General features: G+C 74.7%; 13 protein-coding genes and 1 tRNA gene. 7 read left to right on the top strand and 7 right to left on the bottom strand.

Features of this window, described 5'->3' with window-relative positions; translation table 11 throughout:
* The first annotated feature begins 263 nt into the window (after positions 1–263).
* The 6 genes from DTL70_RS08275 to DTL70_RS08250 all read left to right on the top strand — a co-directional run bounded on the left by DTL70_RS08275 (position 264) and on the right by DTL70_RS08250 (position 10,358).
* Positions 264–1,034, top strand: a complete 771-nt coding sequence (locus tag DTL70_RS08275) for an ABC transporter ATP-binding protein (protein ID WP_114021208.1) — start codon at positions 264–266, stop codon at positions 1,032–1,034.
* Complete coding sequence (locus DTL70_RS08270) at positions 1,031–2,107, top strand: ABC transporter permease (protein ID WP_114021207.1); 1,077 nt, start codon at positions 1,031–1,033, stop codon at positions 2,105–2,107. The genes DTL70_RS08275 and DTL70_RS08270 overlap by 4 nt, the downstream gene beginning before the upstream one ends.
* Before the next feature lie 118 nt (positions 2,108–2,225).
* The gene (locus DTL70_RS08265; RefSeq protein WP_114021206.1) at positions 2,226–2,627 is read left to right on the top strand and encodes a globin; all 402 of its coding nucleotides are present in this window, start codon (positions 2,226–2,228) and stop codon (positions 2,625–2,627) included.
* 133 nt (positions 2,628–2,760) lie between these two features.
* Entirely contained in the window at positions 2,761–6,315 is a 3,555-nt protein-coding gene (locus tag DTL70_RS08260) for an FtsX-like permease family protein (protein ID WP_114021205.1), read from the top strand.
* Positions 6,316–6,318: 3 nt separating this feature from the next.
* A complete protein-coding gene (locus DTL70_RS08255) occupies positions 6,319–9,213 on the top strand; it encodes a hypothetical protein (protein WP_114021204.1) in 2,895 nt (964 codons plus the stop codon).
* On the top strand, positions 9,210–10,358 hold the full coding sequence (locus DTL70_RS08250; protein WP_114021203.1) for an ATP-binding cassette domain-containing protein: 1,149 nt from the start codon (positions 9,210–9,212) through the stop codon (positions 10,356–10,358). The genes DTL70_RS08255 and DTL70_RS08250 overlap by 4 nt, the downstream gene beginning before the upstream one ends.
* A 29-nt stretch (positions 10,359–10,387) precedes the next feature.
* Here the strand turns inward: DTL70_RS08250 and DTL70_RS08245 are convergent, their stop codons facing one another.
* The 7 genes from DTL70_RS08245 to DTL70_RS34155 form a co-directional block, all read right to left on the bottom strand.
* Positions 10,388–11,068 carry a DUF8185 domain-containing protein gene (locus DTL70_RS08245; RefSeq protein WP_114021202.1) on the bottom strand — a complete coding sequence of 227 codons (681 nt, stop codon included), beginning with the start codon at positions 11,066–11,068 and terminating at the stop codon, positions 10,388–10,390.
* Positions 11,049–11,474 carry an acyl-CoA thioesterase gene (locus DTL70_RS08240; RefSeq protein ID WP_114021201.1) on the bottom strand — a complete coding sequence of 142 codons (426 nt, stop codon included), beginning with the start codon at positions 11,472–11,474 and terminating at the stop codon, positions 11,049–11,051. Before DTL70_RS08240 ends, DTL70_RS08245 begins: the two co-directional genes overlap by 20 nt.
* Positions 11,475–11,478: 4 nt before the next feature.
* Entirely contained in the window at positions 11,479–13,143 is a 1,665-nt protein-coding gene (gene ettA, locus DTL70_RS08235) for an energy-dependent translational throttle protein EttA (protein ID WP_114021200.1), read from the bottom strand.
* 530 nt (positions 13,144–13,673) lie between these two features.
* Positions 13,674–15,167, bottom strand: a complete 1,494-nt coding sequence (locus DTL70_RS08230) for a TQXA domain-containing protein (RefSeq protein WP_114021199.1) — start codon at positions 15,165–15,167, stop codon at positions 13,674–13,676.
* Positions 15,168–15,359: 192 nt separating this feature from the next.
* On the bottom strand, positions 15,360–16,121 hold the full coding sequence (locus DTL70_RS34935) for a single-stranded DNA-binding protein (protein WP_342776467.1): 762 nt from the start codon (positions 16,119–16,121) through the stop codon (positions 15,360–15,362).
* Positions 16,122–16,248: 127 nt separating this feature from the next.
* Positions 16,249–18,636 (bottom strand): GTPase, encoded by a 2,388-nt coding sequence (locus tag DTL70_RS33825; RefSeq protein ID WP_425470333.1) that lies wholly within the window; start codon positions 18,634–18,636, stop codon positions 16,249–16,251.
* A gap of 1,490 nt (positions 18,637–20,126) precedes the next feature.
* Positions 20,127–22,526: a GTPase domain-containing protein gene (locus tag DTL70_RS34155; RefSeq protein WP_245979129.1), complete on the bottom strand. Its 2,400-nt coding sequence runs from the start codon at positions 22,524–22,526 to the stop codon at positions 20,127–20,129.
* A gap of 343 nt (positions 22,527–22,869) precedes the next feature.
* Here DTL70_RS34155 and DTL70_RS08200 point away from each other — a divergent pair.
* Positions 22,870–22,942: transfer RNA gene (locus tag DTL70_RS08200), tRNA-Arg, on the top strand.
* Positions 22,943–23,017 lie beyond the last annotated feature (75 nt).

The following is a 23,017-nucleotide window of genomic DNA, read 5'->3' as shown; positions in this document are numbered from 1 at the left end:
GACCACACCGGATGGGGCGGGATCTTGTTCGTATCGCGACCAAACGCCCGGTTCGCGCCACCGGATCCGCCCCGCCGGCGCGTCCTGCCCGCGCCCCGCTCGCGCTCCCTCCTGTTTCTGTCCACACGCGCCCCGGACCACCGGCGGTTCCCTTGCCCGCGGGGCGGCCCGCGCGGGGCGGGTGCGGGCCGCGTGTCCACTGCGGGACCGAAGCGATGACCAGGCGAGACCGGAATGCGCGCCTCCCCCCTTACCCTCCGGCCATGTCACCGCGAACGATCACAGACCCGGGTACGGCACCCCGGCACACCGGCCCGGCGATCACGGCCGAATGCCTGCGCAAACGCTACGGGGAGACACAGGCCGTCGACGGCGTCTCGCTGGAGGTGGAGCGCGGCGAGTTCTACGGCATCCTCGGCCCCAACGGCGCGGGCAAAACCACCACCATGGAGCTGCTGGAGGGGCTGCGCCGGCCCGACGAGGGCCACGCCCGCCTGCTGGGGACGGCCTCCTGGCCGCGCGACCCGGCGCTGCTGCGCCGCATCGGCGTCCAGTTGCAGGCCTCCGCGTTCTTCGAACGGCTGACCGCCCGGGAGCAGATCCGCACCTTCGCCGCCCTCTACGGCATATCCGAGGCCCGCGCCGACGAGATGCTGGAGACCGTCGGGCTGACGGAGAAGGCCGGCACCCGCGAGGACAAGCTCTCCGGCGGCCAGGCGCAGCGGCTGTCCCTCGCCTGCGCCCTCGTCCACGACCCGGAACTGGTGTTCCTGGACGAGCCGACCACCGGCCTCGACCCGCAGGCGCGGCGCAACCTGTGGGACCTGCTGCGCAGCAGCAACGCGGCGGGACGCACGGTGGTGCTCACCACCCACTCCATGGACGAGGCGGAGACGCTGTGCGACCGGGTGGCCGTCATGGACCACGGCAGGGTGCTGCGCGTGGGACCGCCGCGCGCGATGGCCGAAGAGGCCGGAGTCGACTCCCTGGAGGACCTCTTCCTCCAGCTGACCGGGCGGGAGTACCGGGAATGAGAGCGTTTGTCAGCCTGTCGCTGGCGATGGCCCGCGGACTGCTGCGGGACCGGGCCGCCGTGTTCTTCACCCTGATCTTCCCGCTGATGTTCCTGATGCTGTTCGGGGCGCTGTTCAAGGACCAGGGCGTCGAGCAGTCCACCCTCGTGCAGGTGGGCGACGTGCGGGTGCTGGACACGATGCCGCACAAGACGCGCGCTCAACTGCGCGACGTCCTGACGATCGAGAAGACCGACGGATCGGCCGCGGCCCGCAGGCAGGCGCTGGAAAAGGTCCGCGAGGGCGACGCCGACGGGGTCGTCCTCCAGCACGGCGGCAAGGTCGAACTCCGCTACTCCGCCGCAGACCAGGTGCGCTCCGGCACCGTCCAAGGGGTGCTCGACAGCATCGTCCAGCAGGCCAACCAGCGCGCCACGGGGCAGCCGCCCGCCTACGCGCTGGGCAGTACGGCCGTGGAGGACGAGTCGGTCAAGCCCATCCAGTTCCTCACCCCCGGGCTGCTCGGCTGGGCGGTGGCCATGGGCGGCGTCTTCGGTGCCGCCTTCAACCTGGTCAGCTGGCGGAGGAAGCGCATCCTGCGCCGCCTGTGGCTGGCGCCCGTCGCCGCGCGCAGCGTCATCGGAGCCCGGGTAGGCGTCAACCTGGTCATGGCCTTCGCACAGACAGCCGTCTTCCTGCTGATCGCCTCGCTGCCCTACTACGGGCTGCAACTGACCGGACAGTGGTGGCTGAGCCTGCCGCTGGTGGCCTGCGGGACGCTGGCGTTCCTCTCGATCGGGCTGCTGGTCGGCTCCTTCGCGAAGACCGAGGAGGCCGCCAACGGGCTGGCACAGATCATCATTCTGCCCATGGCGTTCCTCTCCGGCTCGTTCTTCCCCCTGGAGGGCGCCCCGCAGTGGGTGCGCACCATCAGTGACGTGCTGCCGCTCAAACATCTCGTCGCGGCGATGGAGGCCGTCCTCAGCCGCGGCGGCAGCTGGGGCGACGCGCTCCCCGTGATGGGCGGGCTGCTGCTGTTCGCCGCGGTGCTGACGCTGCTCGCCTCCCGGCTCTTCCGGTGGGACGCGGCGTAGCGCCCGCCCGCGGGGGCGCGGCGTAGTAGGGCGGAGAAGGCGGAGAAGGCGCCCGGGCCGGGGGCGGGGTCGTAGGTCCGGGGTCCTCCGCCGGGACGTCTGCCACCATGGACGGGTGATGGAGATCCGGCGCGGCAGCCTTCCCACGCAGACCTACTACGAGCAGGTCGGCGGCGAGGAGACCTTTCGACGGCTCGTGCACCGCTTCTACCAGGGGGTGGCCGAGGACCCCCTGCTGCGGCCGATGTACCCCGAGGAGGACTTGGGCCCCGCCGAGGACCGGCTGGCGCTCTTCCTGATGCAGTACTGGGGCGGCCCGCGCACCTACAGCGAGTCGCGGGGCCACCCCCGGCTGCGCATGCGGCACGTACCGTTCAAGGTCGACCGCGCCGCGCACGACGCCTGGCTGCGGCACATGCGGGACGCGGTGGACAGCCTGGAGCTGCCCGAGCATCTGGAAACCCCGCTGTGGGACTACCTCGTTTACGCCGCCGGGTCTATGGTCAACTCCGCGGACTGAGCGGACCGTCGGACCGCGATCCCGGCGCGTGCCGACCCGCACGCGGGAGCGAGAGCGCGCCATCCCGCGCACGTAGCGGGAGGACGCGCCCCCGGCGGCCCCATACGCGGAGGGGGACAGGGGGCGGCAGGGCGTGACCGGGTTCGTCGTGGCACGCATGCGTGCACACCGGCTGCTCCTCGCCTCCGCGCTGCTCTCCGTCCTGCTGGCCACCTGCGTACTGACCACCCTCGCCGCCTTCGCCACCGCGGTCGGCGACGCCGGGCCGCGGCGCGCACTGGAGCACAGGGCGGCCCCCCGTACCGTGCTGGACGTCCGTTCGGACGTCACCGCCGGGAACCGGAAGGCCACGGACGCGGCCGTCCGCGAGGCGGCGCGCGACGCCTTCGGCGGGCTGCCCGTGCGGACCGCCGCCAGCACCCACTCCGACGCGTACGCGCTGCCCTCCTCGCTGCGCCCGGGCGCCGACGCCCGCGACCGGGCCGCCGGCACCTCTCGACCTTCCGGTACTCCGGATACCTCGGGCGCCTCGGGCACTTCAGGTGCCGCGGGTGCTGCAGGCGCTTCAGGTTCTTCCGGTGCCTCGGAGGACGACAAGCCCGCTCTGACACGCTTCGCCACCTTCGACCCCGCCCGCGTGAGGATGATCGACGGCTCCTGGCCGCACACCCCCCGCGCGGGCGAGCACACCGTCGCCGCGGCGGTGCCCCAGCGGGCGGCCGAACGGCTGTCGCTGCACCCGGGCGACACCCTCCGCGTCACGAGCAGGCTCGAAGGACCGCCCGACGTCCGCGTCGAGGTCACCGGCGTCTACGCGCCCGCCTTACCCGGCTCGCCCTACTGGACGTGGCTGGACCCGCTGGCGGGTCAGGGCATGACGGTGAGCGACTTCACCACGTACGGCCCGCTCGCCGTCCCGGACGGCGCCTTCGCCGACGGGGACGGCGCGGCGGAAGAAGCCCACGGCGCGGGCGGGGCGCTGTGGCCCGCCGAGACCCGGTGGCAGGCGGACGCCGACTTCGCCGGCCTGGACACCTCCCGCCTCGACGCGCTGGGCGCCGACGTGGCCAAGGCCGCCGACCGGATCGGGGCCTCGCCCCTGACCCCGCACGCCGTGGCCACCACGGACCTCCCCGAGCTGCTGGACTCCCTCACCCGGTCGCTGCTCGTCATGCGCTCCACCCTGCTGATCGCCGCGCTCCCCCTCGTGCTGCTGACCGGGCTGACGCTGCTGCTCGTGGCGCAACTGCTGCACACCGAGCGGGCCCCCCACACGGCACTCCTGCGGGCCCGCGGCGCCTCCAGGACCCGGGTGTGCGCCCTGGCCGCGGCGGAGGCGCTGCTGCTGGCGCTGCCCGCCGCCCTCGCCGCACCCCTGCTCGCCGGGCCCGCGGTGCGGTGGCAGGCAGCGCACGGCGCGCTCGCCCGCGCGGGGGTCGAACCGGGCGGCGGGATGCCCGCGGGAGGCTGGTGGGTGGCGGCCGCGACAGCGCTCGGATGCGCGCTGCTGATCGCCGCGCCGACGCTGCGGGCCCGTGGCCGCGCGGGCGAGGAGGACCCGGAGAGCAGAGCCACCCGCGGCGGCCCCCGCACGCCCGCGCGGCGGCGTACGGCGGCGACCCTGCTGCGCGGCGGCGCCGACCTCGCGCTGGTCGCGCTGGCAGCGGTCGCCTACTGGCAGCTGGAGCGGCGCTCGGACGGCACCGGCGTCCTGTCAGCGCGCCAGGGCTCCGGCGCGCGGGGCGCCTCCGGCGGGGCACTGGGCATCGACCCGGTGCTGGTGGCGGCACCCGCGCTGGCCCTGCTCGCGGGCACCGTGCTGGTACTGCGGGTGCTGCCGCTCGCGGCGCGGCTGGGCGAGCGGTTCGCCACCCGGGGGCGGGGGCTGGCCGCGGCACTGGCCGGCTGGCAGCTCAGCCGCCGCCCGCTGCGCGGCGCGGGGCCCGCGCTGCTGCTCGTGCTGGCCGTGGCGACGGGGGTGTTCGCCGTCGGCCAGGGCGCCAGCTGGGACCGCTCGCAGGACGACCAGGCGGACTTCCGCACCGGCGCCGACCTGTCCGTCAGCGGCTCCACCGCACCCCCGCTCGCGCAGGGCGGGCTGTTCACCGGCCTCCACGGGGTCGAGCAGGTGGCGCCCCTCGCGCGGGCGTCGTTCAGCACGGCGGGCGACCGTACGGCGCAGCTTTTGGCCACCGACGCGCGCACGGCAGGCGAGGGGGTCCTGCGGCTGCGGGACGACCTGGCCGACGAGCCCCTGTCCCGGCTGCTGCGGCCGCTGGCCGGCGAGGACCGTACACAGACCGGTGTGCGGCTGCCGAAGGACACCAAGAAGCTGCGGCTGCGCGTACGGCTGGAGAGCGAGCGTGCCTCCCCGGGCGGCGAACAGCGCGCCCCCGGTACGGACACCCTCTCGCTCACCGTCGAGGACCGTTTCGGCGTGCCCTACCGGATACCGCTCGGTGACGTGCCGGACGACGGCGAAGCGCACACGCTGAGCGCCGCCCTCGCGCAGGACGGTGGCACACCGGCCGGACCCGTGCGGCTGACCGGGATCGACGTCTCCTACCGCGCACCCGCGCACAGCCGGCAACGGAAGCTGACCGTCGAGGAGATCGGCGCCACGGGGCCGCACGGCAGCCGCACGGTGCACCCCGCACGGCAGGAGCACTGGACGCCCCAGGTGAGCGCCGACGACGCGCAGGCCCGGCTGGGGCGCGGCCCGTACGCCGACGCCGATGCCCGCACGGCCCAGCTCCGTCCGGACGGCGCGGTGCTGACCGCCCGCCACACCACGGGTTCCGCGCCCTCCGAGGCGTCGCAGGGGACCGACCCGGTGACCGTCTCCGTCCTGTGGTCCGCCGACGCCTCGCCGGCCGGTGCGCACCGGCCGCTCGCCGCCGTCGCCACGGACGCCTATCTGCGGGCGAGCGGCGCCGAGGTGGGTGACACGGTCAGGGTCGACGCCCTGGGCACCGACCTGAGCGTCCGTATCACCGGCGCCGTCCGCGCCCTGCCCACCGTCTCGCCCGCACCGACCGCCGACGGTGAAAACGCCGCCGGGGCCCTGCTGTTCGACCTGGGGACGCTGAACCGGACGCTGGCGGGGCGCGATGCCACCCTGCTGGAGCCGCGCACGTGGTGGCTGTCGGTCGCCGGCGGCGCGGGCGGCCGGGTCGCCGCCGAGCTGCGGGCCGAACCCGCCGTGGGCACCGTAGAGGTACGCGACGAGGTCGCCGCCGAGCTGCGCGGCGACCCGCTGGGCGCGGGACCCCGCAGCGCGCTGACGGCACTGGCCGCTGCCGCCGCCGTGCTGGCGGCGGCCGGCTTCGCCGTCAGCGCCGCGGGCGCGGCGCGGGAACGCGCGGGCGAGTTCGCCGTCCTGCGGGCTCTCGGCGCGCCCCGGCGGCGGCTCGCGCACGCCCTCGCGGCCGAACAGGGGCTGGTGCTCGTGCTCTCGGCGGCGCTCGGACTCGCTCTGGGGGCGCTGCTGGTGCGGCTGGTGGTGCCGCTGATCGTCGTCACAGGAGACGCCCGCGCGCCCGTGCCCGACCTGCTGGTACGGCTCCCGGCGGGCGGCACGGCCGCCCTGCTGGCGGCGGTGCTGGCGGTGCCGGTGGCGGTGGTCGCCGCCACCGCCTTCCGCCGCACGGGCCCCGTGGCGGCTCCCCGCACGGAGAGGGGGGAGTGACCGGTGCCGGACCTCGCGCGCCCCGACGGACAGGCCGCGCCCCGCGGCGGGTGGCTGCGGGCGCGGCTGCGAGCGGCGCCCGGTGCGGCGCTGGCGTTCGCCGTGCTGGTGCTGGCGACGGCGTTCGTGGCGGCCGCGCTGCCGCGGGCCGTCGACGCCTCAGCCGACGACGCGCTGCGCGCCGCCTACGAACGGGCCCGCCCCGCCGACCGCGCGCTCCGGGCCACGGCCTCCGCGGCGCCCGACGCGGGCAGCCCCGCCGAGCTGCGCGCACGCGTCGCGCCCGCGGCGGTGGACCGGGCTGACACGGCCCTCCGCCGCGCCGTCCACGCCCCCCTGCGCCTGGCGGCCGGGCAGGCGGCGTACGGAGTGCACAACACCAGCCCCGCGGACACCGACGATCCGGCGCTGCCCCGCCCCTCCCCGGACGTCGCCCCCAAGGCCACGCTGACCGCGCAGGCGGGTCTGGCCCGGCACGCGACCCTCACCAGGGGCCGGATGCCGGGCCCGGAACGGGCGCGGGAGGGACACCTCGTGCAGGCGGCGGTCACCGAGGCGACCGCCCGCCGGATGCACCTCGCCCCGGGCGACACCTTCCACCTGCCCGACCGTACGGGCACCGGCGGAAGCGATGTCACCGTCCGCATCACGGGCGTACTGGCACCGCACGGCTCCCGGGAGCAGGTCGCCCACAGCCCCTTCTGGAATGCCGAACAGAGCCTGGCGCGCCCTTCCCTGCTGTCGATCCCGCCCGCCGGCGGGGGCGGAACACCGAAGCGCTACTGGCACTTCACCGCGTTCATCCACCCGAAGGCGGCGCCCGCGCTGCTGTCCCTGCGCGACGGCGCCGAACTGTACTTCCACCACCCTCTCGACACCGACGCGCTCGCCGGGCACCAGGCACGGCAAGCCGCGCAGGACCTCACCCGGCTCGCCTCCGGCGCCGACGCGGCACGCCTGCGCGAGAGCGCCGGCGTCGGCGAACTGACCTTCGAGACAGGGCTGACCGAAACCCTCGCCGCCTTCCAGCGGGAGAACTCCGCGGTCGCCCCACTCCTGCTGATCGCCGCGCTCGGGCTGGCCACCACAGCGCTGATGGTGCTGCTCCTGGCCGCGCTGCTGACCGCCGAACGGCGCGCGGACGAACTGGCGCTGCTGCGTGCCCGCGGCGCCTCACTGGCCGGCCTGGCGGGCAGGCTGCTGGCCGAGAGCGCCACCGTGGCGGTGCCGGCGGGAGCGCTGGGCACCGGCCTCGCGCTCGCGGCCACCGACGGCACCCGCAGCACGGCCGCACTGACCGCGGCAGCGGCCGTCACCGCCCTGGCGGCGCTGGCCCTGCCGGTGCGCGCGGCGCTGGCGCACCGCCGCGTCCGGTCCGCCCCGCCCCGCGGCGACCTGACCCGGCGACGCCCCTCGCGGCGCCGCACGGTGGTGGAGGCCAGCACGTTCGTGCTCGCCGTCGCCGCCGTCGTCGCACTGCGGCAGCGCGGCACCGGCGGCCGGAACAGCGCGCAGGAGACGGCCGCGACCGGCGGCGCGGACGCCGCCGGCACAGCGGGCGACACGGACCTGCTGCTGGCGCTCGCCCCCGTCCTGGTCGCACTGGCGGCCGCGCTGCTCCTGCTGCGCTGCTACCCGCTGCCACTGCGGCTGTTGGAACGGCTCACCGCACGCAGCGCGGGCCCCGTCGCGTTCCTCGGCGTGGCCCGCGCGGGCCGCGCACCCTCTTCCGCCGTGTCGGGGCCCGCGCTGCTCGCCCTGCTCGTCGCGCTCACCGTGGCCTCGTTCGGCGGCACCGTCCTCACGGGCATCGCACACGGCAGGGACACCGCCGCCCTGCGCGCCGTCGGAGCGGACGCCCGCATCGAGGCACCCGGCGCGGAAAACCTGCCCGAAGGGATGACGGAAAAAGTCCGCCACGCACCAGGGGTGGACACCGTGACCGCCTACCGTGCACACGACGACGGCGAACTGACCGGCGTCGCCGACGCGGTGACCGTCGCCCTGGTCGACGCACCCGCCTACGCCCGCCTCACCGGACACGACGGCCTGCCCTCCTTCTCCGCCGACGCCCTGGTACCCGAAACCTCCGAAGCCTCCACCGACCCCCTCCCCGCGCTGATGTCCCCCGGCCTCGCCCGGAAACTCGGCAACGGCGCCGAGTACACCGACCTCGTACTGCCCGGACTGCAACTGCCCGTGCGGCCCGCCGTGATCCGCGAAGCCACACCCGCCGCCCAACAGGGCGACTTCGTCGTCCTCTCCCGCGAGACCGTCGCCCGCGCCCGCCCCGACGCGCGCGGCACCGCACTCCTCGCCCCCAACACGCTGCTGGCGGGCGGCCAGGCCCCCCACGCCCGCACGCTGCGCCGACTGGCTGCCGCGGCCTTCCCCGACACGGACACCGGCCCCCTGGTCTCCCTGCGCGCCGAGGAACGCGCCGAGTACGCCGACACCGTGCTCCAGTCCGGCGCCGAACACCTCTACACCCTCGCCGTGCTGGCCGCCGCCGGCTACAGCGCCCTGGCCGTCGGGCTGTCACTGGCACAGACCGCGCCCGGCCGCCGGGCACTCCTCGCCCGGCTGCGCACCATGGGACTGGCCCGCCGCCAAGGCCGGGGCGTCCTGCTGCTGGAGAGCCTGCCGCTGTACGTACTGACCGCCGCGGCAGGAGCCGCCACCGGGCTGGCCACGGTGCCGCTGCTGGGGCCCGGCATCGACCTGAGCGCCCTGGCGGGCACACCCGACACCCTGCCCGTGGGACTGACCGCCGACGCCCCACCCCTGCTCGCGCCCCCGCTGGCGCTGCTGGCCCTGGCCACGCTCGGACTGCTGGCACAGGCCCGGCGCGGCGGCGGCGCGGCGGACCTGCGCACGGAGAACCAGGAGCCCGCATGACACCCCAGCCCCGGCAGCCCCGGCCCGGTACCCCCGCATCCGCACCGGCAGACGGCGGGGAGCGGACCACCACACTCGGCGACCTGGAACGGCGCGCCACCGCCGGACGGCAGGAACACGCCTACGGCGCCGACGCGCTGATCGCCTGCGACCGCCTGGTGCGCATCTTCAGCGGCGACGGCGTCGAAGTCCAAGCCCTCCAGGGCCTCGACCTCCTCGTACACAAAGGCGAACTCACCGCCCTCGTCGGAGCGTCCGGCAGCGGCAAGTCGACGCTGCTGAACATCCTCGCGGGACTCGACACCCCCTCGGCGGGCAGCGCGAGCGTCGCCGGACACGACCTGCCGGCCATGGACGCGCGCACCCGGCTGCACTACCGCCGCAAGGTCGTCGGCTTCATCTGGCAACGCACCGCACGCAACCTGCTGCCCTACCTGACGGCCGCACAGAACGTGGCACTGCCCATGACACTGAGCGCAGGCGGCGGACGCCCCGGCGCAGGCGGCCCGCGCCGGGGCAGGGCGCGGGCCGGGCGGGCCCTCGAACTCCTCGACCTGCTCGGCGTGGCCGACCACGCCGGGCAGCGCCCCGCACAGCTCTCGGGCGGCCAACAGCAGCGGGTGGCCATCGCCGTGGCGCTCGCCAACGACCCGTCCGTCGTCCTCGCCGACGAACCCACCGGCGAACTCGACACCGCCACGGCCACCGAGGTCTTCGCCGCGCTGCGCCGCGCCAACAGCGAACTGGGCACCACCATCCTGGTCGTCACCCACGACTCGGCAGTGTCCGCGCAGGTCAACCGCACCGTCTCCATCCGGGACGGGCGCACCAGCACCGAGACGCTGCGCACCGTCGCCCCCGACGAGGAGGGCGGCGCGGCCGGAGCCGGGCGCGAGTACACGACCATCGACCGCTCGGGCCGCCTCCAACTGCCACCCGAGTTCACCACGCCGCTCGCCATCCGCGACCGCGTACTGCTGGAACTGCGCCCTGACCACATACAGGTCCGCCCGGGCGAGCGCACCCGGCCGGAGGAGACCCAGGCACCCGCGGCCGGGACGGAGCCCGGGGCCGGGTCGGAGGGGGGTGGGAGCGGTGCCGGGGGGAAGGACACGGCCGACCGCCAGGAGGAGGAACCCGGCTGAGCGCCGGGTGGACTCACTGGCTCACCGGCTCACACCGGGGTGACGCTCAAACCGGCGCCCGCACCGGCCCCCGCACCGCCCCTGCGCCGTACCGCGACGGAGCCGTAGAGCGTCCGCAGCCGCAGCCACGCGCCGGCCTCCAGCAACGTCACCGGATCGGTGCCCCGCAGAAAGCCCAGCGCGTGCGCGGCGTGCGCGGCGCGCAACGGCAGCTGAGTGCGCCCCAGCGGGCGGGACCAGATCTCCTCGGCGAGCGCGTCCAGCGCCTCCCGGCCGCGCCGCTGCGCCGGCAACTTCTCCGCACGCTCCCGGAACTCGCCCACGGCCGCCGCCGCCACCGAACCGACAGCGTCGACCGGCACCCGCGCGAACTCGTGCCACCCGCCACGCGGCGGCAGCACCCCCGCCCACGAAGGACCGGTGACGGCCTGCGGAACGCCGACGGACTCGCGCTCCTCCTCGACCAGTTCGAGCAGCGCGCCGGCCGCCACCGTCACATCGAGGTCGACGGGCTCCAAGAGCCGTCCCGTGCGCACCGCCAGCACCTCGAAACGGGCCGGCTTGGCGAACACCCCGGCCACGCCACCGCCCGCCTGGACGCGCACGGCGGCGGTCTTCTCCCAGCGCACCAGCCGCTCCAGGAAGGCGGCGAGCCCCGCCGCCTCCCCGGGATCGGCGAAAACCAGCCGGTCAGCCCCTGTGGCTGTCATCGAAGTAGCCCTCCAGGAAGGACCGCTCGGCCGGCGACAGCCGCCGCGGATACCCCTCCTTGATGTTGTACGGCGCCACGACCGTCCTGGCCCGCACATACGGGCCGCCGCCACCGGTCGCGTCCTTGATCTCGTACGCGAACGTCACCGAGGCGGCCGTCAGCTTGACCACCCACAGCTCCACCGTCACCGGGTCGGCACGGTGCACCAGCTGCCGCAGATAGTCGATCTCGTGCCGCGCCACGACCGTGCCACCGGTGAACGCCTCCGGGTCCGCCACCCGCGCCGCCAGGGCCAGGAAGTCGATCCTGGCCTCCTCCAGATACCGGAGGTAGACGGTGTTGTTGACGTGCCCGAAGGCGTCCATGTCCGACCAGCGCAGCGGACACGCGTAGCTGTGCCGCACGCGCTCAGCTCCGTGTCAGCTTCTTGTGCGTCGCCCGGTGCGGACGCGCCGCGTCCGGACCCAGCCGCTCGACCTTGTTCTTCTCGTACGCCTCGAAGTTGCCCTCGAACCAGAACCACTTGCTGTCACCCTCGTAGGCGAGGATGTGCGTGGCCACACGGTCCAGGAACCAGCGGTCGTGGGAGACGACCACCGCACAGCCGGGGAAGTCCAGCAGCGCGTTCTCCAGCGAGGAGAGCGTCTCCACGTCCAGGTCGTTCGTCGGCTCGTCGAGCAGCAGCAGGTTGCCGCCCTGCTTGAGCGTCAGCGCCAGGTTCAGCCGGTTGCGCTCACCGCCGGAGAGCACACCCGCCGGCTTCTGCTGGTCCGGGCCCTTGAAACCGAACGCCGACACGTACGCGCGCGACGGCATCTCGACCTGGCCGACGTTGATGTAGTCCAGCTCGTCCGAGACGACCGCCCACAGCGTCTTGTCCGGATTGATGTTGGCGCGGCTCTGGTCCACGTAGGAGATCTTGACCGTGTCGCCGACCTTGATGGAGCCCGAGTCCGGCTCCTCCAGACCCTGGATCATCTTGAACAGCGTCGTCTTGCCCGCACCGTTCGGACCGATCACACCGACGATGCCGTTACGCGGAAGAGTGAACGACAGGTCCTCGATGAGGACCTTGTCACCGAACGCCTTGTTCAGCTTGTCCACCTCGACGACGACGTTGCCCAGGCGCGGCCCCGGCGGAATCTGGATCTCCTCGAAGTCCAGCTTCCGGGTCTTCTCCGCCTCGGCCGCCATCTCCTCATACCGCGTCAGACGCGCCTTCGACTTCGCCTGCCGCCCCTTGGCGTTCGAGCGGACCCACTCCAGCTCGTCCTTGAGACGCTTGGCCCGCTTGGCGTCCTTCTGGCCCTCCACCTTCAGGCGGGCCTGCTTCTTGTCCAGGTAAGTGGAGTAGTTGCCCTCGTAGCCGACGGCACGGCCACGGTCCAACTCCATGATCCACTCGGCCACGTTGTCCAGGAAGTACCGGTCGTGGGTGATCGCGATGACGGTACCCGGGTACTTCGCCAGATGCTGCTCCAGCCACTGCACCGACTCGGCGTCCAGGTGGTTGGTGGGCTCGTCCAGCAGCAGCAGATCGGGCTGCTCCAGCAGCAGCTTGCACAGCGCCACCCGGCGCTTCTCACCACCGGAGAGGTTGACGACCGGCCAGTCACCGGGCGGGCAGCCCAGCGCGTCCATGGCCTGCTCCAGCTGCGCGTCCAGGTCCCAGGCGTTCGCGTGGTCCAGCTTCTCCTGGAGCTTGCCCATCTCCTCCATCAGCGCGTCGGTGTACTCGGTCGCCATCTGCTCGGCGATCTCGTTGAACCGGTCGAGCTGCTGCTTCGTCTCCGCGACACCGTCCTGCACGTTCTCCAGAACCGTCTTCGACTCATCCAGCGGCGGCTCCTGCAACAGGATGCCCACGCTGTAGCCGGGAGCGAGCATGGCGTCACCGTTGGAGGGCTGCTCCAGCCCCGCCATGATCTTGAGCACGGTCGACTTGCCCGCGCCGTTGGGGCCCACGACACCGATCTTGGCGCCGGGCAGGAAGCTCAAGGTGACGTCGTCGAGGATCACCTTGTCGCCGTGCGCCTTGCGCGCCTTGCGCAGGGTGTAGATGTACTCAGCCAAGAGGAACCGTCCGAGCTTCTGTAGGTAGTCGTACGCGGCCGGGCCGCGCGGGTCGTCTCATCATGCGGCAGCGCGCCGCGCCGCTCGCCGGTGAGTGAGCCGCGGCCGTACCACGTCAGGCATACGCACCCCATCTTGCCGCACCCGCCCCCCACCCCGGAAACGGGCTCCGAGTCCCCCGCCGAACCCGGCCGGGCTTCCGCCGTCGGCCGCCGCCCCGACACGGCGACGGCCGAGCCCTTCCGGGCCCATCCGGGCGGAAGTGTGCGGAGCGGGCCGCCGATCCGGGGCTGCCCGGGAGGTGCGGGCCACGGTGGGCCGAGTCCGGCCCACACGCGAGGTGCGGGCCTCGGTGGGCCGGGGCCGGGGCCGGGCCACACGCGAGGTGCGGGCCACGGTGGGCCGAGTCCGGGCCACACGCGAGGTGCGGGCCACGGCGGGCCCGGGGCTGGGGCGCCCCGGAGGCGCGGGGCCGCGGCGGGGCCGGCGTGTGCGGGCCCGGGGCCCCGTCAGGGACTGAGCAGCGCTGCTCACTTCCCGCCGCGGCGCACGATCCGCAAGGTGGTGAAACCGACCGCGAGGAGACCGATGGCCACCGCCGTGAACAGCCGGGTGTTGCCGCCGCCCGTCCGGGCCAGGTCGCCCTCGCCCACGACGGCGCCGCCACCGCCGACGGTCGCCGGGCGCTCCGCCGTCGCCGGGGCGCTTCGCCGGGTCACCCCGCCCACCGCGGCGGAGGTGGTGCAGTCGAGGACACCGCTGAACGTCTTCGCGTACCCGTTCGGCCCCCGCACCGGGATGCGGTAGGGCTGGTCCTCCTCGACGGGCACCGTCACCGTGCCGCGCTCGCCACCGGCGATCTCCTCCCGCTCCTTGCCGACCCGCAACGGGAAGGTCGCGTCCCCGCTGTTGTCGACATTGATGTCCACACCGTGCCCCGCGCAGTTCTCCCGGGACGTGGTGGCCGGCACCGGGCCGCGCTCCGCCCAGTTGACCGAAGCCGTGGCCGAAACCGTCGCCTGGCTGGAACCGGCCAGGATCTGCGCCTGGCTCCTCCCGCGCTCCCCGGCCCCGGTCAGCACCCTGCCCACCGGAACCTTGGCCGCCGCCTGCGCGGTCAGCGACGCGGCCCCGGGATCGGCCGACTTCGGCAACTCGAAATACACCTTCGTACCGTTGCGGGCGGACTCGACCGGCTCGCCCTTCTCGTCGACGACCCGCACCCCCTCGGAGGCGGCACGGGGACTCGGCGCCACACTGACGGTGGAGGCGGACGTGCGGACCGTCACAGGACCGGTGCGGCTACCACTCTTACCGGAGACCTCCGCCCGGTCGAAGGCCAGGGACGGGCCGGGCTCGGCCATACTCCGGGCCCTCTTGACGAGATAGCCGGCCAGCTTCCGGGCGGCGGGGTCGGCGGGGGTGATGGAGGGGGGCTCTTGGGGGGCCGCCCCCCTCCCCCCTCCCCCCACGTCCCCCCGTGCCCCTTTTTCGGCGAACCGCCAGATGGCGACCTGCGTGCCGGCAGCGGCGGCCTGCGGGGTGAGCCGCTTGGCTCCCGCCGCCCTCGCCAGTGCCTGGAGGTCGTTCCTGTGCGGATAGGAATGGGCGACGACCCAGCGGATTCGGCCCGCGTTGCGGTTCCCCCACAGCGGAGAGGCCTTCCACTCCCCCTCCGCGTAACGCGACTGCTCCCGTACGGGATTGAGCGCGTCGATGCCGTAGGTCTGCAGGGTGCCGCCGCCGTCGACGGCCATCTCGAAGAGTCCGGCCTTGATCTCCTGCCGCTCGCCGTCCACCGTGATGACCGCGTCGTCGGCCGTCGTGAGGCCGTTCAACGTGGCGGTTGCCCCGTTCCGCTGCTCCGGTTGCCCTCCGGCGGGCACACCCTGAGCGGCGGTTGGGCCCGCCGCCGGGTGTGCCGCCGCCGGTGGCGCACCCGCCGCTACGCCGGCTGCGGACAGCCCGGTGGCCACGGCGGCGGCCATGAGGCGGTGGGCCGTCCGCGCGCGTGCAGAAGTCATGGTCTTCCCCTCTTGGCAGCGCGCGCACGAAGCCGTCTCGCCCCCGTGCGGCCGGTCTGCCGCAAAGCTGAACCCCCCAGTTCGGTACGGGTGGGATCGTAGGAAGATCAACGGCGCGGAATCCCCAGGATTCACGTCGGACACACATTCCGACTCGGAATCGTTATCGGCGAATCCGGCGGACCGGGATGATCACGGCGCACCGCGCTGACCTGGAACGCTTCCTTCCGCTGCGGCTTCGGACGCCAACACCTCGCCACGCGATCCCCCTGCCTCGGACGGCTCCGCGCCGGAACCGCCCGTTCCGTCGGTGCGTGCTCGCCCCTTGCGGGTGGACCGCCCGGGCCGGGCATTCCGGGCAAGTTGGCCAACGGGTTCCCCCGCTACGGATTTCCCGACGACGGGCTCCTCGGCGGCGGACTCCTCGGCGGTCTTCTCGAGGGGTTTCTCGGCCCTTCCTCCCCCCGGACCCCAGTCGACTCGCTCGCCCCCTCCGGCGGCCCGGGGCGGCGCGGAGGTCCCGAACGGGTCGGGCACCGCCGCATCCAACGGCGGCCAAGCGGGCGCCGGCCCCCGCGACAGCTCCGGGGCCGCGCGGGAGACCCGGACGAAGGCTGCCGTGCCGCGCGACAGGTCGTGGCCCACCGTGGCAGCCGTCAGGTCGGCGTTCAGGTAACGCCTGCCCTCCCGTTCGTCCTCCGCGAGCCGCAGCTGCCCCCTCACGACGACGGGTTCGCCACGGGACACCGACGAGGCGACATTGGTGGCGAGGGAACGCCAGGCCCACACCGTGTAGAAGCTGGTGGAGGCGTCCGTCCACTGCTCGGTGCGCTTGTCGAAGCGCCGCACCGTGCTGGCGAGCCTGAACCTGGCCACCGGAACCCCGGACGAGGAAGTCCAGTGGTCGACCTTCGTCGCCACGTTTCCCATCACCGTCACGTGCGTCTCATACATGCGAACCACCCCCGTGCAGCGGCGGACCGGCCGCCGCTGCCCTGTGTTTCTCGTGCCGTCCTCTGCTTCCGGTTTCCAGAGTGGGACAGGAAGCAGAGTCGTGGGGAAATGGGCTCGGAGCTGTGTATTACTCGCCGGTTGTGCACAAGTCGGTCACCGGTGTGGGTGACGGCCCGCTGCCTGCGGCCTCGGGCCGACCGGAGGGGTCGGGTCGGCCCGGCCCCTCTCGCCGGGCCGCGAGACCCGGCTGGTCCGCGAGGCCCGGGCGGTCAGCCAGGCCCGGGCGGTCCGCGGCGTCCGGCCACTGGCCCTCGGCGGTCGGCGGTTGCCCCCACGTGCCCAGGGGGTCTCCGGCGGCTCCGACCGAGCCCGCCGCGATGGCGAACTGCTCGCGCACCTCGCGGTACCGGACGAGTTCGGCCGCCACCGGCTCCAGCACCCGCTCCCTGCCGCTGGAGGCAGCGAGCTGCCGCAGCCTGCGTTCCGCCTCCAGCCCGTAGGCGCGGGCGGGACCTCGCGCCGCCCTGCGGCATCCCCAAGCGAGCAGCGGTCCGGCCAACGTGGCCGCCACCAGGGCCGCGCAGGGCAACGAGACCGCGCGCGTGACGCCACCCGCCATCACGACCGTGGCCAGCGCCCACACGACGGCGGCCAACTGGAGCCCGAGGAGGAGCCACTGGCCGCCCAGCGCGGCGGCGTGCCACGGCGGACGCGACGCCCGCGCCGGCCGACGCCGCCCCGCATGGCCCGCCCGCCCCACACCGGCCGAACGAGCCGAACGGGCAGAACGGGAGAGGTGCGAGGGGCGGAAGAAGCGGGAAAGGCTGCCCGGTGAGCGCGAGGCACGCGAAGCCTCCGGCTGTGTACCGTCCGGCAGCACGTCGGCCGCCTCGCCGGAAAGCCGACCGTTCGCGGGCTGCTCACCAGCGGGCCGCTCACCAGCGGGCCGCTCGCCCGAGACCTGCTCAGCCGAGAGCTGGTTGCCCGCAAGCTGGTTGCCCGCAAGCTCCGACGTGGACGTGCTCACGTCCCCGTTCTCCGCACCGGGGGCCGGCGGGGCACCGGGGGTCTGCTCGTCGCCGTGCGGGCGGTGGTCCGCGGGGGCGGGAACGACGCGGGTTTCGGCGGCGCAGGTGGTCATGACCTCGTCCAGGCGCTCCGGCAGACCTGCCGCACCGCGCCGCGCGGACTCCCGTACGGTGCGTGCCCACGCGCCGGGCAGGCCGGCGGCAGCCGCGTCGGCCAGCTCCCGTACGGCTTGCGCGACCACGGGCCGGGCGGCACGCGGCTGCTGCAGCGTCTCGCGTTCGCGCCCGCCGCCACGGGCGCGCTCGCCGTTGCGGACGCCGGCCGCGGGCTCGACGGCTGCGCCGGCTCCGGCACGGGACTCCGGCTCCCGCCCCGGCTCAGGCCCCGGCCCCGGCTCGTGCTCCGATCCCGGCTGCGTTCCCGTGGCGGCCGTCGCCGGTTCACGGGAGTGTTCGGCGCGGTCGGCGAGGCCGGGACGGGAGGCGTACCAGCGCAGGGCCCGTACCCAGGGGGTGCCGCAGGAGCGCGCGGCCTGGCGCAGCCAGGCGCGTTCGGCGGCCTGCCCCGCGGCGGCGGCGCCGACGGCGACGGCGAGGCGGTCCTCGAAGTCCTCGCGGGCGCCCTCGGTGAGCCCGACGGGACCGCCCGCCCCGCCAGGGCCCGGATCCGCGTAGACGGGTCGGAGGCGTTCCATGGTGCCGTCGAGGTCGGCGCTGAGCCGCAGGACGGCGGCGCGCTGCTGTGCGACGAACTCGCCCAGTTCCTCGTGCAGGACGCCGATGCCCTCGTGGGTGAGCGCGGACGCGGACAGGACGACGGCACCGGGTTCGCCGTGCTCGCCCAGCGCCATACCGTCCTCGTCCAGCAGCCGCCGCAGGTCGTCGAGGACCGCGTCGACGGCGTCGCGGGTGAGCCGGTCGGTCTGGTTGAGGACGACGAAGGTGACCTCGGCGTGTCCGGCCAGGCGGCGCAGGTAGTTCTCGTGCAGGACGGCGTCGGCGTACTTCTCCGGGTCGACGACCCACACCACCGCGTCGACCAGTCGCAGCAGCCTGTCCACCTGCTCGCGGTGCCCGGGTGCGGCCGAGTCGAGATCGGGCAGGTCGATCAGGACGAGACCGCTCAGCCCGATCTCCCGCGTACGGTGCCGGGCGTGGTGCGGGATGCCGAGCCTGTCCAGCAGCCCGTCGGGGCCGGCGTCGCCCTCGCGGCCGGCCGTCTCCCAGGTGCAGGCGACGGGGGCGGCGGTGGTGGGGCGGCGCATGCCGACCTCGGAGAGGCGGGCCCCCGCCAGCGCGTTGAACAGCGACGACTTGCCGCTGCCCGTGGCGCCCGCCAGCGCCACGGTGGTGTACGAGCGGGGCAGGCCGCGCCGGGCCGCCGCCTCGTCCAGCACCCGTCCGGCCTCGGCCAGTACGTCGGCGTCGAGCCGGGTGTGGGACAGGCCGACGAGTTCGCGCAGGGCTCCGAGCCGCTGGCGCAGCATGTGCTCTCCGGCGCCCCGCGCGTCCAGCGCGTCCGCCCCTTCGCCTGTTTCCCAGGCGGCACGGCGTGCGTTCTGGTGCGCGTCCCGGTGTGCGGCCACGTACTCGTCCCAGGGGAACCCGTCGGCCGCGTCCTTGTCCGCGCCGCCGCCTCGCCCTGTGCCGGCGGCGTGCCCGGTGTGGGCGGCGCGCCTGTTGTCGGGGACCGGCCTGCTGTCGGCGGTGGGCCCGGGCGACCCGGGGCCGGGGGCCGGCCCCGGGTCGTCGCGTCGCGCCTCTCCCTCCGCCGCTCGGGGAATCCGGGCGGCAGCCGGAGCGGTGACGGGGCCGGGGGCGGCCCCGTCGGTGGGGAGAGGGGCCACGGTCTCCGTGGCGACCTCCCGGCCTGTGCCGCGGTCGGCCTCAGAGCCGAGGGCGGCGGCGCCGGTACTCGTCTCCGTAACGGCGCCCGTGCTCGTTTCCGTAGCGGTGTCCCCACCGGTGCCGGTGCCGGTGCCGGTGCCGATGGCGTAGGCGTCCGGCCAGGAGGCGCTGCGCCAGGGCGGCGCCAGACCGGGCGCGAGGGAGTCCGCTTCCCGCCTCGCGCCGTCACCCACGGAAGCGTGGGCGGGCGTCAGCGGTGCGCGGTCGTCCGGCTCCTGGAAGGGTTCGGGGCTGTGCTCCGTGGGTTCGGGGGTGCGCTGTGCGCGGACGCGACGGGCGATGACGCCGTCGTCCCAGACGAGCCCCGTCTCACTCGCGACGGCACGCGCGCCCTCCGAGCCGCCCGCGTCCCGCGAGCCCGCGTCCCCGTCCGCCCCGGACTCGTACCCGGAGCCGGACCCGTTGTCGGTGGCGGCCCCCACGTCGGTTCCGGTTCCGGTTTTGGTTTCAGCTCCCGCTCCGGCGCCGGTTTCGGTGGGGACCGACATCCCGTCCGCCGGGGTTTCGGCCTGTTGGTGGGGCACCGGTACCACCTGGGGCGGTACGCCGCCCGCGCCGACTCCGGGATCACTTTCCAGGCTCGCCGACGTGGCGGCCGCACTCGCCGCCGCCGAGGACACCGCAGGCGGTTCGGCGGTCCCCGCTACCGGGGGAACATCCGCACAGGCACCCCCCGGCTCGGCACCCCGCGCGGGCTCGGACCCGGACTCGGGTCCGGACACAGGCCCGGGCTCGGACACGGGGTCAGACCCGGACTCGGGTCCGGGCACAGGCGCGGGCTCGGGCCCGCACGCAGGCTCCGGCGCGGTCCCGGACGCCGTCCCGGTCCCAGGTGCGGGCTCAGCGGCAACCGACCCCGGCGGCGGGCCCGCCGGGGGCTCCTCCCCCTCCGGGCCAGTCGCCGAGCCCGGCATCGGGTCCGGCGCCGGGGCCGGTGCCGAGCCCGGCGTCGGATCCTCGTCGAGGGACAGTTCCAGTTGCCCTTCGACGTGGCCGGGGGCGCCGACGTACCAGCGGTCGGGGGTCTCGTCGGCTCCGCCGGCGGCAGCATCGGTGGACGTCACTGCGGTCACCTCTCCATGTGCGCGCTCTGCAGGCCGCGCTGCGGGCCACGCTGCGTGCTGGTGTGCAGGCCGAGCGGGGAACGCGTCGGCGGGAAGTCACGGGCCGGCGTCGTCTCGGCTCCGGCCGGTTCGCGCAGCCGGTGCGGGGCCTTCTCGAGCCGGATCACCGCGGAGAACGCGGCGACCAGTTCCATTTGCGGTGCGGGGCCTGTGTCGACGTCGTCGAGCGGGGCGAGGCGCAGGTCGCGCTCGCCGTTCAGGACGCGTTCGACGCACTCGTCCAGCATTTCCGCGCACTGTTCACGCAGCTCGTGGGCGTTGTCGTCACCGAGCAGGGCGGCGAGGGAGTCGTCGGCTCCGGTGGCGCGCCGGCCACCGAGCAGGGCGGCGACGAGGAGGCCCGCCACGCGTTCGGTGTCGCCGTCCGGCGCGGCGGCGCGGCCGGCGGCACGGGTCTCCTCTTCGGCGAGTTCTTCGACGCAGCGGCGCCAGCGGCGGACCATCACGCCGATCCGGCCCGCCGCCTCGCCGCGTTCCCCCTCGCCGTCGGTACCCGCGGGGCCGCAGTGGTCGAGCGCGGGGGTGGCCCGGCGCTGTTCGGCCACGCGTTCGTCGGCGGCGGCCACCGCTCCGCACAGCAACGCCGCCAGACCGTCGCAGAGGGCGTCGAGGAGTTCGTCGCCGTCGCTGTCCGCGGGGAAGCAGCGGAAGTGTTCGGCGGCGTCGCCCGCCAGCAGTTCGCCCTCGGTGATCCGGGCGCGCAGCCGGGTACCGGCGTGGTGGTAGGCGGTCTCGATGTGCCGGCTGTGGCGGTAGACCGCCGCGTACTGGGTCGCCGAGGCGCCCGCGAGGGCGGCGATCCGCGGGCGCAGCGAGGCGAGCGCCCCTGCGGCGGTGCGGTCGGCGGCTGCCTGGTGTGCGGCGGGGTCGGTGGCGCGCCCTTCGAGCCAGTCGCGCAGGCCGCTGACGGCGGAGACGGGCAGCAGCCCGGAACCCGAGGCCGATTCGGGCAGTTCGGGGATGGTGAAGCGGGGCACCTCGCCCAGGCCCTCGCGGTCGAGCAGCAGCCCGTACTGTGCGGCCACCTCGGTGGCCATCTGGTGCGGCACGCGGTCCAGGACGGTGGCGAGGGTGACGTCGTACTCCTTGGCGTTGCGCAGCAGGTGCCAGGGGACGGCGTCGCCGTAGCGGGCGGCGGTGGTCACCAGGACCCAGATGTCGGCCGCGCAGATCAGTTCGGCGGCCAGGTCGCGGTTGTGGGTGACGAGGGAGTCGATGTCGGGCGCGTCGAGGAGCGCGAGGCCGGGCGGCAGGCCGCTGTCGGTCTCGATGCGCAGGGTGGGCAGCGGCGCCTCGCCTTCGGCGACCTCGTCACCGTCCCACCCGGATTCCCAGCCGTGCTCCCCTCCGGCTTCCCACGCCGGCCGGCGTCCGGAATCCCACCCGGTTCCTCTGTCGGCCTCCCACTGCGGCCCGCCGGTCTGCCACGGGGGCCCGCCGGTCTGCCACGGGGATTCGCCGGCCTGCCACCGCGACCCGTCGGCCTGCCACGGGGGCTCGCCGGTCTGCCACTGCGGCTCGCCGTCGGTACCCCAGGCAGCCGGCTCGCCGCCGGAGCCCCACGCGGCCGGGTCGCCATCGGGGCCCCAGGCGGCCGGGCCGCGGTCGGTGCCCGGGTGCGCGGGCCGCTCGCCGTCCCGACTCCGGTCCCTCCCGCCTCTCCAGCCGCCGTGTCCGCTCCCGCCGTCGTCGGCGGGCAGGCCGACGAAGCCGACGCCCTCACCGGCGCCGCCGCCGGGGTCGCCGACGCTTCCGGCGTCACTGCCGCGCCCGAGCCCGCCCACGCCTCCGGCTCCGGTTCCGACTCCGGTTCCGGCTCCGGTTCCGGCTCCGAGTCGGGTTCCGGTTCTGGCCCCGGCTCCCGGTCCCACCCCGGCTCTCGTACCGGTCCTCGGCCCGCCGGCGCCGCCGACGCCTCCGGATCCGGAAGCGATGGCGGGATCGGGGGCGCCAGGGGCGTCCTGTCTGGGGACCCACACCCTCTCCAGGCCCGGCAGCACGCGCCTGCCGATGAACCAGGCCCGGTCGTCCGGATGGCAGACCAGCACCGGAGTCCGTGTCGTGGGCCGCAGCACTCCCGCCTCGCTGACCTTCCGCCCGACCAGCGAGTTGACCAGTGTCGACTTGCCGGCACCCGTCGACCCGCCGATCACCGCGAGGAGCGGGGCCTCCGGGGTGCGGACGCGCGGGAGGAGATAGTCGTCGAGCTGCGCGAGCAGCTCGTCCCGCGAGCGGCGGGCGCGTTCGGCGCCCGGCAACGGGAGGGGAAAGCGCGCGGCGGCGACGCGTTCGCGCAGTGCGGTGAGCGCGTCGAGCAGTTCGAGCCGTACGTCCAAGATCGCCACATGCGCAGAATGCCCAATTTTGCGGCAGTTTTGAAGCGTATCCGCAACACCAGGCGGGGAAAATAGGTGCTTTAGGGGCTCAATAGCCTCTTTCGCCGCATTAGAGCCCGATGTACCACCTGCAACCCGGCCGCACCCATAACGACTGCGCAACACCCGCACCGCGCGCCGCCAAAACCGCTGCGTGAATCGCACCAGCCTGCGATTATCGGGACCGCTTCACGGAACCTCCACAAGACGTCGCGGACGTGAAGCGCACAGGACGAGCCGCACGGCCCCCTATCCTTGACCCCGCCGTGGTCACTCCGGGGGACGGCGAGCCCGCCCGCCGCAACGGAGACCGGCCCCCGTAGCTCAGTGGATAGAGCAGGCGCCTTCTAAGCGCTTGGCCGCAGGTTCGAGTCCTGCCGGGGGCGCACGACACGCCTCACCAGCGGAAACGCCGGTGAGGCTTTCTCGTGCCGGTGCGCACGTCCCGCACGAGCCAAGCG

It is taken from the genome of Streptomyces diacarni (assembly GCF_003323715.1).
Lineage (GTDB): Bacteria > Actinomycetota > Actinomycetes > Streptomycetales > Streptomycetaceae > Streptomyces > Streptomyces diacarni.
The sequence above is the reverse complement of the archived record's forward strand: the minus strand, read 5'-3'. Positions and strand labels throughout refer to the sequence as shown.